Origin of the sequence: Anaeromonas gelatinilytica (genome assembly GCF_016820635.1) — a bacterium.
GTDB lineage: Bacteria > Bacillota > Clostridia > Tissierellales > SIT17 > Anaeromonas > Anaeromonas gelatinilytica.
Window position 1 is genome coordinate 1 of the sequence record NZ_WSFU01000002.1, and the last position, 8,772, is coordinate 8,772.

The 8,772-nt window shown below is 29.4% G+C and carries 8 protein-coding genes, 1 tRNA gene and 1 other annotated feature; all 9 genes read left to right on the forward strand.

Annotated features, from left to right (window positions below; genetic code table 11):
- Positions 1–140 precede the first annotated feature (140 nt).
- Positions 141–1,862 carry a proline--tRNA ligase gene (locus tag GOQ29_RS00085; RefSeq protein ID WP_203370323.1) on the forward strand — a complete coding sequence of 574 codons (1,722 nt, stop codon included), beginning with the start codon at positions 141–143 and terminating at the stop codon, positions 1,860–1,862.
- A 390-nt stretch (positions 1,863–2,252) separates the two neighbouring features.
- Positions 2,253–3,758 carry a glutamate--tRNA ligase gene (gene gltX / locus GOQ29_RS00090; RefSeq protein WP_203370324.1) on the forward strand — a complete coding sequence of 502 codons (1,506 nt, stop codon included), beginning with the start codon at positions 2,253–2,255 and terminating at the stop codon, positions 3,756–3,758.
- Positions 3,733–3,943: a binding site (T-box leader), on the forward strand. Its footprint overlaps the gene before it by 26 nt.
- Before the next feature lie 102 nt (positions 3,944–4,045).
- Positions 4,046–4,702, forward strand: a complete 657-nt coding sequence (gene cysE, locus GOQ29_RS00095; RefSeq protein WP_203370325.1) for a serine O-acetyltransferase — start codon at positions 4,046–4,048, stop codon at positions 4,700–4,702.
- Complete coding sequence (cysS, locus tag GOQ29_RS00100; RefSeq protein ID WP_203370326.1) at positions 4,689–6,089, forward strand: cysteine--tRNA ligase; 1,401 nt, start codon at positions 4,689–4,691, stop codon at positions 6,087–6,089. Before cysE ends, cysS begins: the two co-directional genes overlap by 14 nt.
- Positions 6,071–6,478, forward strand: coding sequence for a Mini-ribonuclease 3 (locus GOQ29_RS00105; protein ID WP_203370327.1), 408 nt, complete (start codon positions 6,071–6,073; stop codon positions 6,476–6,478). Before cysS ends, GOQ29_RS00105 begins: the two co-directional genes overlap by 19 nt.
- A gap of 26 nt (positions 6,479–6,504) precedes the next feature.
- Positions 6,505–7,251 (forward strand): 23S rRNA (guanosine(2251)-2'-O)-methyltransferase RlmB, encoded by a 747-nt coding sequence (gene rlmB / locus GOQ29_RS00110; RefSeq protein WP_203370328.1) that lies wholly within the window; start codon positions 6,505–6,507, stop codon positions 7,249–7,251.
- 1 nt (position 7,252) lies between these two features.
- Positions 7,253–7,786 carry an NYN domain-containing protein gene (locus tag GOQ29_RS00115; protein ID WP_203370329.1) on the forward strand — a complete coding sequence of 178 codons (534 nt, stop codon included), beginning with the start codon at positions 7,253–7,255 and terminating at the stop codon, positions 7,784–7,786.
- An 81-nt stretch (positions 7,787–7,867) separates the two neighbouring features.
- Positions 7,868–8,524, forward strand: coding sequence for an RNA polymerase sporulation sigma factor SigH (sigH, locus tag GOQ29_RS00120; RefSeq protein WP_484477039.1), 657 nt, complete (start codon positions 7,868–7,870; stop codon positions 8,522–8,524).
- Between the two features lie 66 nt (positions 8,525–8,590).
- Positions 8,591–8,666 (forward strand) — tRNA-Thr (locus GOQ29_RS00125).
- Positions 8,667–8,772 lie beyond the last annotated feature (106 nt).

An 8,772-nucleotide genomic window follows, 5' to 3' on the forward strand; every position in this document is an offset into this window, starting at 1 on the left:
AGTCTACGGTTTAGCCGTTATTTATATAAGTGGATCGTAAGATCAACTAGGGTGGTACCGCGGGAATATTCCGTCCCTTTTAGGGACGGTTTTTTTATTGCAGAAATTTAATTTAATATAAAATGAAAGGAGTTTTAATTGTGAAGATGTCTAAAATGTATATGCCTACTTTGAGGGAAGTACCTTCAGAGGCAGAAATACCTAGTCATAAGTTATTGTTAAGAGCAGGAATGATAAGAAAATTGGTTTCTGGAGTATATTCTTTTTTACCATTAGGTTTTAGAGTTATTAAAAAAATAGAAAATATTGTTAGGGAGGAAATGGATAAAGCGGGGTCACAAGAAGTTTTAATGTCTGCTATTCAACCAAAGGAACTATGGGAGGAAACTGGAAGATGGACTGATTTTGGTCCAGAAATGTTTAGATTAAATGATAGACATGAAAGAAGTTTCTGTTTAGGACCAACTCACGAAGAGATATTTATTGATCTTATTAAAGATGAATTAAAATCCTATAAACAATTACCATTAAATATATATCAAATTCAAACAAAATACAGAGATGAAAAGAGACCTAGATTTGGACTTATGAGATCAAGAGAATTTATAATGAAGGATGCTTATAGCTTTGATAAAGATATTGAAGGTATGAAGGAAAGTTATATGAATATGTGGAGAGCTTATGAGAATGTTTTTGAAAGATGTAGTTTATATTTTAAGGTAGTTGAAGGTGATTCTGGTGCTATGGGAACTGGTGATTTACATGAATTTATGGCAATGAGTAATATAGGAGAAGGTGAAGTAGTTTATTGTAAAGATTGCGATTATGCTGCTACTGATGAAAAGGCTAAAGTCATTTATGAAGTTAAAAATGTTTTAATAGATAAATTGGAAAAGGAAGAAGTTCATACTCCTAATATAAAAACTATAGAAGATCTTATGGAGTTTTTCCATATAGAAGGTTCTAATTTTGTAAAAACCTTATTATATAGAGTTAAGGAAGATATTATAGCTATACTTATTCCAGGGGATAGGGAACTAAATGAGACCAAATTTGCAAATTATTTAAATATTCCAGAACATGAATTAGAAATGTTAGATGAAGAAACTATAAAAAGAGTTACTAATGCAGAAGTTGGATTTGCTGGTCCAATAGGTATTCATAAAGATGTAAGAATATTAATAGATTCTAGAGTAAATAAAATGAGGAATTTTATTGTTGGAGCTAATAAAACAAATTATCATATAAAAAATGTAAACATAGATGATATTAGTGGGGAAGAAGTTGAAGATTTATTATTAATTAAACCTGGTGATAAATGTCCTAAATGTGGTTCTGAATTAGAAATTGACAGAGGAATAGAAGTAGGGAATATATTCCAATTAGGTACTAAGTATAGTGATGGTTTAAATGCTACTTATTTAGATGAAAATGGTAAAGCTCAGAAGTTTCTGATGGGATCTTATGGTATTGGAATTAATAGAACAATGGCAGCAATAATAGAGCAAAGTCATGATGACAAGGGAATAATATGGCCTTTAGCTGTGGCACCTTATCATGTGATAATTACGGTAATAAATCCTAATAAAGAAGATCAATTGAATCTAGGAGAAGAACTATATGATGAATTATTAAGTAAAGGAATTGAAGTACTTTTAGATGATAGAAAGGAAAGACCAGGTGTTAAATTTACCGATGCAGAACTCATAGGAATACCTTTAAGGATTACTGTGGGAAGAGATGCTAATAAAGGTGTAGTTGAATTCTCTATTAGAGGAGAAGGTGAAAAGAATAATATTCAAAAAGAAGAAGTATATCAGAATGTGAAGAAACTTTTTGAAGAACAAAACTTAAATATATAAAATGAAAAAGCCAGTTCATCATGATATGCTCCCCTTATAGTAGACAGTTAGAAAAATGTAAACTGTTTATTATAAGGGGAGTTTTGTTATGGTAAGAAAATGTAAGGTATCATTTGAACAAAAACTGTTAATCAAATATCTTATGAGCTATTAGTTAATGAAATAAGAGTTAGAAAATGGATTAATATATAATATAAATCATCAAATGACAAATAATAGGATTATTAAATTTATAATAAATGAGAATTATTTTTTATAGGAAGGGTAATAGGATTAATATAAATGTATACTTGATACATAAATAGAAGTATTATATAATAATTAACTATAATAAATAATTGTGAATATATATGAATTTTTTAGATAGAACAGAAATTGGAGGGTATATAAATGAGTAACGTTAGGGTAAGATTTGCTCCAAGTCCTACAGGATTTGTACATATTGGAAGTTTAAGAACAGCTTTATATAATTTTTTATTTGCAAGACATAATGATGGAAAATATATATTAAGAATAGAGGATACAGATAGAACAAGATTTGTAGATGGTGCTATTGAAAATTTGATAGCATCTATGGAGTGGGCTGGAATAAAACATGACGAAGGTGTATTTGTTGAGGATGGTGAAGTAGTACAAAAAGGGGATTTTGGTCCTTATATACAATCAGAAAGATTAGATATTTACAAAAAATATATAGATGAATTAATTGAAAAAGGATATGCCTATTATTGTTTCTGTTCAAGGGAAAGAATAGATAAGGTTAGAGAAGAGCAAAAAGCTCAAGGTAAAATTCCAAAGTATGATGGGTATTGTAGAAGTATAGATATAGAAGAGGCTAGAGAAAGAATAGCTAATGGAGAAGAATATGTAGTTAGACTTAAACTTCCTGCTAATAAAAATATAGAATTTAATGATTTAGTAAGAGGAAAAGTAACTATAAACACTAATGATATGGATGATCAGGTGCTTATGAAATCTGATGGATTTCCCACATATCATTTTGCAGTAGTAGTGGATGATCATTTAATGGAGATTAGCCATATTGTTAGAGGAGAAGAATGGCTTCCATCTACTCCTAAACATGTATTTATGTTTGAAGTTTTTGGATGGGATACTCCTACTTATGTACATCTTCCAACAGTACTTAATAAGGATAAAAAGAAATTAAGTAAGAGACAAGGAGATGTATCAGTAACTGATTTTAAAGATAAAGGATATCTTCCAGAAGCATTAAATAACTATTTAGCTTTAGTAGGTTGGAGTCCAGAAAGTAATGAAGAAATATTCAATATGGAAGAACTGATAAAAGAGTTTTCCTTTGATAGGGTATCAAAAACCGGTGGAGTATTTGATAAAGATAAATTAGATTGGGTAAATGGACAATATATAAGAGAAACTAGTCTTGACGATTTAACACAGTTGACTATCCCATATTTAAAGAATGCAGGTTATATTGATGATAAAGATGTTGAGAATAGATATGATTGGATAAAGACTATGGTGTCTACAGTTAAGGAGAATTTGTCATATATTGCTGAAATAACTAAAAAGGTTGACATATATTTCAATCATGAAATTTCTTCAGGAGATGAAGAAGTAATAAATATTTTACAAGGAAAACAAGTTCCTACTTTACTGGATGTTTTTAGAGAAGAATTAGAAGAAATTGATGAAATAGATGAGGAGTTTGCCAAGAGTGTAATTAAGAAGATTCAAAAAAAGACTAAAATTAAGGGTAAGAATTTATTCATGCCTATAAGAGCAATGTTAACAGGACAACTACATGGGCCAGAGATGGTAAATATAATTTGGGTTTTAGGGAAACAAAATATACTTAAGCGCATAGAATATGTAGAAAATAGTATTTTAAATAAAAATATTGATAAGGAAAAGTAAATCTAGAAGACCTAAAAGAGAATAATCCTCTTTGGCTGAAAGGGATTATGGTAAGTATAGATTGAAAATGCACCTTTGAATTGCTTATTTGAAATAATAGTAGGATAAGTCGGTGGTACCGTTATAACTATAAAGAGGAACTTTAAGTTCAATTAGAGTGGAACCGCGGATAAATCGCCTCTATAATTATAGAGGCGATTTATCCTTTTTTTCTGTAAATATATTAATTTTAAATATTATATAAAAATTGTAAAATAATAAAAAGTATTAGAAAGAAGGATTGAATTATGTTTAGTAAAATCAAAGAAGATATAAAAACTATATATGAGAGAGATCCTGCTGCAAAGAATATGTTAGAAATAATATTATGTTATCCAGGATTACATGCTATAATATTTCATAGGATAGGTCATTGGTTTTATATAAGGAAATTGTTTTTAGTAGCTAGAATTATTTCTCAAATTTCTAGGTTTTTTACTGGAATAGAAATTCATCCTGGAGCAAAGCTTGGAAGAAGGATTTTTATAGATCATGGAATGGGAGTCGTAATTGGAGAAACAACAGAAATAGGTGATGATGTAACTATATATCAAGGGGTTACATTAGGAGGTACGGGAAAAGAAGAAGGCAAAAGACATCCTACTATAGGGAATAATGTAATGATAAGTAGTGGTGCTAAAGTATTAGGACCATTTAAAGTTAATGATCATGCGAAAATTGGAGCAGGAGCTGTAGTGCTTAATGAAGTACCGAGCTATTCTACTATAGTAGGTGTACCTGGAAGAATAGTGATTAGAAGAAAAAATACATCTATTGATGATATAGATTTAGATCAGGTGAAGTTGCCAGATCCAGTGGCAGAACAATTGAAATGCATGCAAAATAGAATAAGGAATTTAGAAGAAAAATTGAGAAATGAGGAGGAGAATGATGAAACTATATAATACTTTAACAAGAAAAAAGGAAGAATTTATACCGTTAAAAAAAGATGAAGTGACAATGTATGTTTGTGGACCTACTGTATATAATTATATTCATATAGGAAATGCTAGACCTCTAATAATATTTGATGTATTAAGAAGATATCTTAAATCGAAAGGATATAATGTAAAGTATTTAGTTAATTTTACTGATATAGATGATAAAATGATAAATAAAGCCTTAGAAGAAAATACAACAGTAAAAAAAATAGCTGATAAGTTTATAGAGGAGTATTATGAAGATGCAAAAAATCTAAATTTATTAGAAGGAGAAACTATACACCCTAGAGCAACAGAAAATATTGAAGAAATAATTCAATTTATTAAAACATTAGAAAATAAAGGCTATGCTTATAGTATTAATGGAGATGTATATTTTGATATTAGTAGATTAGATGATTACGGTAAACTATCTAATAAGAATATTGAAGAATTAGAATCTGGGGCAAGAATTGGAATAAATGCAGAGAAAAAAAACCCAATTGATTTTACTTTATGGAAAAATAAAAAAGAAGGAGAACCTGCATGGAAAAGTCCTTGGGGAGAAGGAAGACCTGGATGGCACATTGAGTGTTCAGTAATGGCAAGAAGATATTTAGGAGATACTATAGATATTCATGCTGGGGGGCATGATTTAGAATTTCCTCATCATGAAAATGAAATAGCACAAAGTGAAAGTTTTACAGGGAAACGCTTTGCCAATTATTGGCTCCATAATGCTATGATAAATGTAGAAGATATAAAAATGTCTAAATCTAAGGCTAATTTCTTCACAGTAAGAGGTGTAAGTGAAGAGTACGATTTAGAGGTAGTAAGATATTTTATCTTATCAAGTCATTATAGGAGTCCTATAAATTTTAGTAGGGAGATTTTAAATCAATCTAAGAATGGACTCGAGAGACTCTATAATGGAAAAAATCATTTAAAATATATATTAGAAGACTCTAAGGAAAAAGAATTAAATGAAAGAGATAATGAAATTATAAAAGATATTGAAGAATATAAAAATAAATTTATAGAGAAGATGGAAGATGATTTAAATACAGCTGATGCTCTTTCTGTGATATTTGAATTAATAAAGTACTCAAATACCAATTTGAATAAAGATGTTTCTAAGAAAGTTGTAGAAATAACTTATAATAACTTAATGGAATTAAGTAATATTTTAGGATTATTATATAAAGGAGAAGAAATTTTAGAGGAAGAAATTTTAAATCTTATACAAAAGAGGATAGATGCTAGAGCAAATAAAGATTATGCATTAGCTGATGAAATTAGAGATAGTTTAAAGGCTAGAGGTATCATATTAGAAGATACTAAGGAAGGTACTAAATGGAAAAAGGAAATATAATGGATAAAAAATGGACTGTTAGAGAGGTGAGAATGCTCTCACCTCTTCAATTAGCTTATATCGGGGATGCTGTTTATGAAGTTTTAATAAGAAACTATCTTTTAGAACATGAGAAATTATCAGTTAATAATTTGCATAAAAAAGCTATTAAATATGTAAAAGCAGAAGGTCAATCTAATATAATTCATGAAATGATGGATGAGTTGACAGAAGAAGAAATTGCAATAGTTAAAAGAGGAAGAAATACAAAGTCAGCTACTGTACCTAAAAATGCAAATATAAGTGATTATAGATATGCTACAGGTTTTGAAGCGTTAATAGGATATTTGTATCTTTTAAATAGACGAAAAAGAATAAAAGAAATTTTTAATAAAATCACAAAAGAGTAAAGAATATATATGAGGAGGATATTGTTATGAGTGATACAGGATATATAGAAGGGCGTAATCCTGTAATAGAATCTCTAAAATCAGGAAGAGATATAGAGAAGATTTTTATACAAGATGGAAATAAATCAGGGTCAATAAATAAAATAAAAAAAATGGCTAAGGATAAAGGAATTATGGTTCAGTATATTCATAAAAATAAAATACAATCTATGGCTAATACTGTATCTCATCAAGGGGTTATAGCGTTAGTATCTTCTCACAATTATAAAAGTTTAGAAGATATCTTTAAATTAGCTAAAGATAAAGGTGAAGAGCCGTTTATTGTTATTTTAGATGAAATTAAAGATCCTCATAATTTAGGTTCAATCATGAGGACAGCAGAATGTGTTGGAGCTCATGGAATAATAATTCCTAAGAGAAGATCTGTAGGGTTAACTGCAACGGTGGCGAAAACTTCTGCTGGAGCAATAGAATATATGCCAGTAGTAAAAGTATCCAATATAGCTAATATAATAGATGTATTAAAGGATGAAGGCTTATGGATATACGGTGCTGATATGTCAGGGAAGGAAAATTATTATAATACCAAATTAACAGGAGCTATAGGATTAGTTATAGGAAGTGAAGGTAGTGGAATGAGTAGGTTAGTTAAAGAGAAATGTGATGTATTAGTTAAAATACCAATGAAAGGTAAAGTTTCATCTCTTAATGCTTCTGTTGCTGGATCTATAATTATGTATGATATATTGAGACAACGGGGATTGAAAGAGTAAAATGAGTACAAATAAAAGAGAGTATCTTTTTGTAGATGGATACAATATCATTAATGCTTGGGAAAATCTAAGATCTATTAGTAAAATAAGTCTAGATTCAGCAAGAAATGAACTTATAGAAATCATGGCAGAATATCAATCTTTTACAGGTATAGAAGTCATTATTGTCTTTGATGCTCATTTAGTAAAGGGAAGCAATGAAAAGGAAGAAAAAGTATATAATATAACAGTAGTATATACAAAGGAAAAAGAAACCGCTGATGGATATATAGAGAAAAAACTAGATGCCATGGGAAGAAATAAGATAGTAAGAGTAGCTACTTCTGATTGGGTAGAACAACAAGTTGTACTAGGTAGAGGTGGGACAAGAATATCATCTAGAGAGTTAGAAATTGAAGTTAACAATATAAAAAAAGCTATAAGGAGAAAGAGAAAGAAGAATGAAGAAGCAAGTACAACTGAAGATAATTTATTAAAAGGTAGACTAAATCAAGAAATTTTAGAAAAGTTTGAAAAAATAAGGAGAAATCAGTAAATTTCTTGATGTATTGTTATTATTAATATATAATAATCTTATAAGTCTTATATTTGCAAGGATTATCTGGAGGCGATATTTGTGGGTTTAACTGTACAGAAAAAAATTTCCGAATTATACGAAGATGATTTTTTCTCAATGGATGATGGAGAAATAGTAAAAAGAGCTAAAGATGGAGATACCCAAGCTTTAGAATATCTTATAAAAAAATATAAAAATTTCGTAAGAGCTAAAGCTAGAAGTTATTTCTTGATAGGAGCTGATAAGGAAGATATAATTCAAGAGGGAATGATAGGCTTATATAAGGCAATTAGGGATTTCAGAGAGGACAAGCTTGCGTCTTTTAGAGCTTTTGCTGAACTTTGTATTACTCGACAGATTATAACAGCAATAAAAACGGCAACTAGACAAAAACATATTCCTCTTAATTCTTATGTATCTTTAAATAAGCCAATCTATGATGAAGAGTCTGATAGAACATTAATGGATGTATTATCTGGAGCTAAGGTTTCTGATCCTGAGGATCTTATTATAAGTCAAGAAGAATTAAGTAGAATAGAAGAAAAAATTGGGGAAATACTAAGTGAGTTAGAATGGGAAGTATTGATGTCTTATTTACAAGGGAAATCTTATCAAGAAATTGCTGTTGACTTGAAAAGACATGTAAAATCTATAGATAATGCTCTTCAGAGAGTGAAGAGAAAATTAGAAAAATCTTTAGAACAAAAAGAGGGGTAAGAATTAACTACTTTATTTATTGACAAGGAATTTTATACATAGTACAATGAAAAAGTAGTTTTGAATGCCCATGTAGCTCAGTAGGTAGAGTACTTGCATGGTAAGCAAGAGGTCACCGGTTCAATCCCGGTCGTGGGCTCCAATATAGTGTTTCGATATTAAGAAACACCCGGTATAGTTTACTTATAATTCAAATATTTAAGGAGGAATAATAATGGGTAAGGCTAAATATGAAAGAAGTAAGCCAC

What these genes read in the sequence shown, in the direction of transcription:
- cysS (WP_203370326.1), top strand. Translation starts at nt 4,689, where the DNA reads ATGAAACTATATAATACTTTAACAAGAAAAAAGGAAGAATTTATACCG.
- GOQ29_RS00115 (WP_203370329.1), top strand. Translation starts at nt 7,253, where the DNA reads ATGAGTACAAATAAAAGAGAGTATCTTTTTGTAGATGGATACAATATC.
- cysE (WP_203370325.1), top strand. Translation starts at nt 4,046, where the DNA reads ATGTTTAGTAAAATCAAAGAAGATATAAAAACTATATATGAGAGAGAT.
- gltX (WP_203370324.1), top strand. Translation starts at nt 2,253, where the DNA reads ATGAGTAACGTTAGGGTAAGATTTGCTCCAAGTCCTACAGGATTTGTA.
- rlmB (WP_203370328.1), top strand. Translation starts at nt 6,505, where the DNA reads ATGAGTGATACAGGATATATAGAAGGGCGTAATCCTGTAATAGAATCT.
- GOQ29_RS00105 (WP_203370327.1), top strand. Translation starts at nt 6,071, where the DNA reads ATGGAAAAAGGAAATATAATGGATAAAAAATGGACTGTTAGAGAGGTG.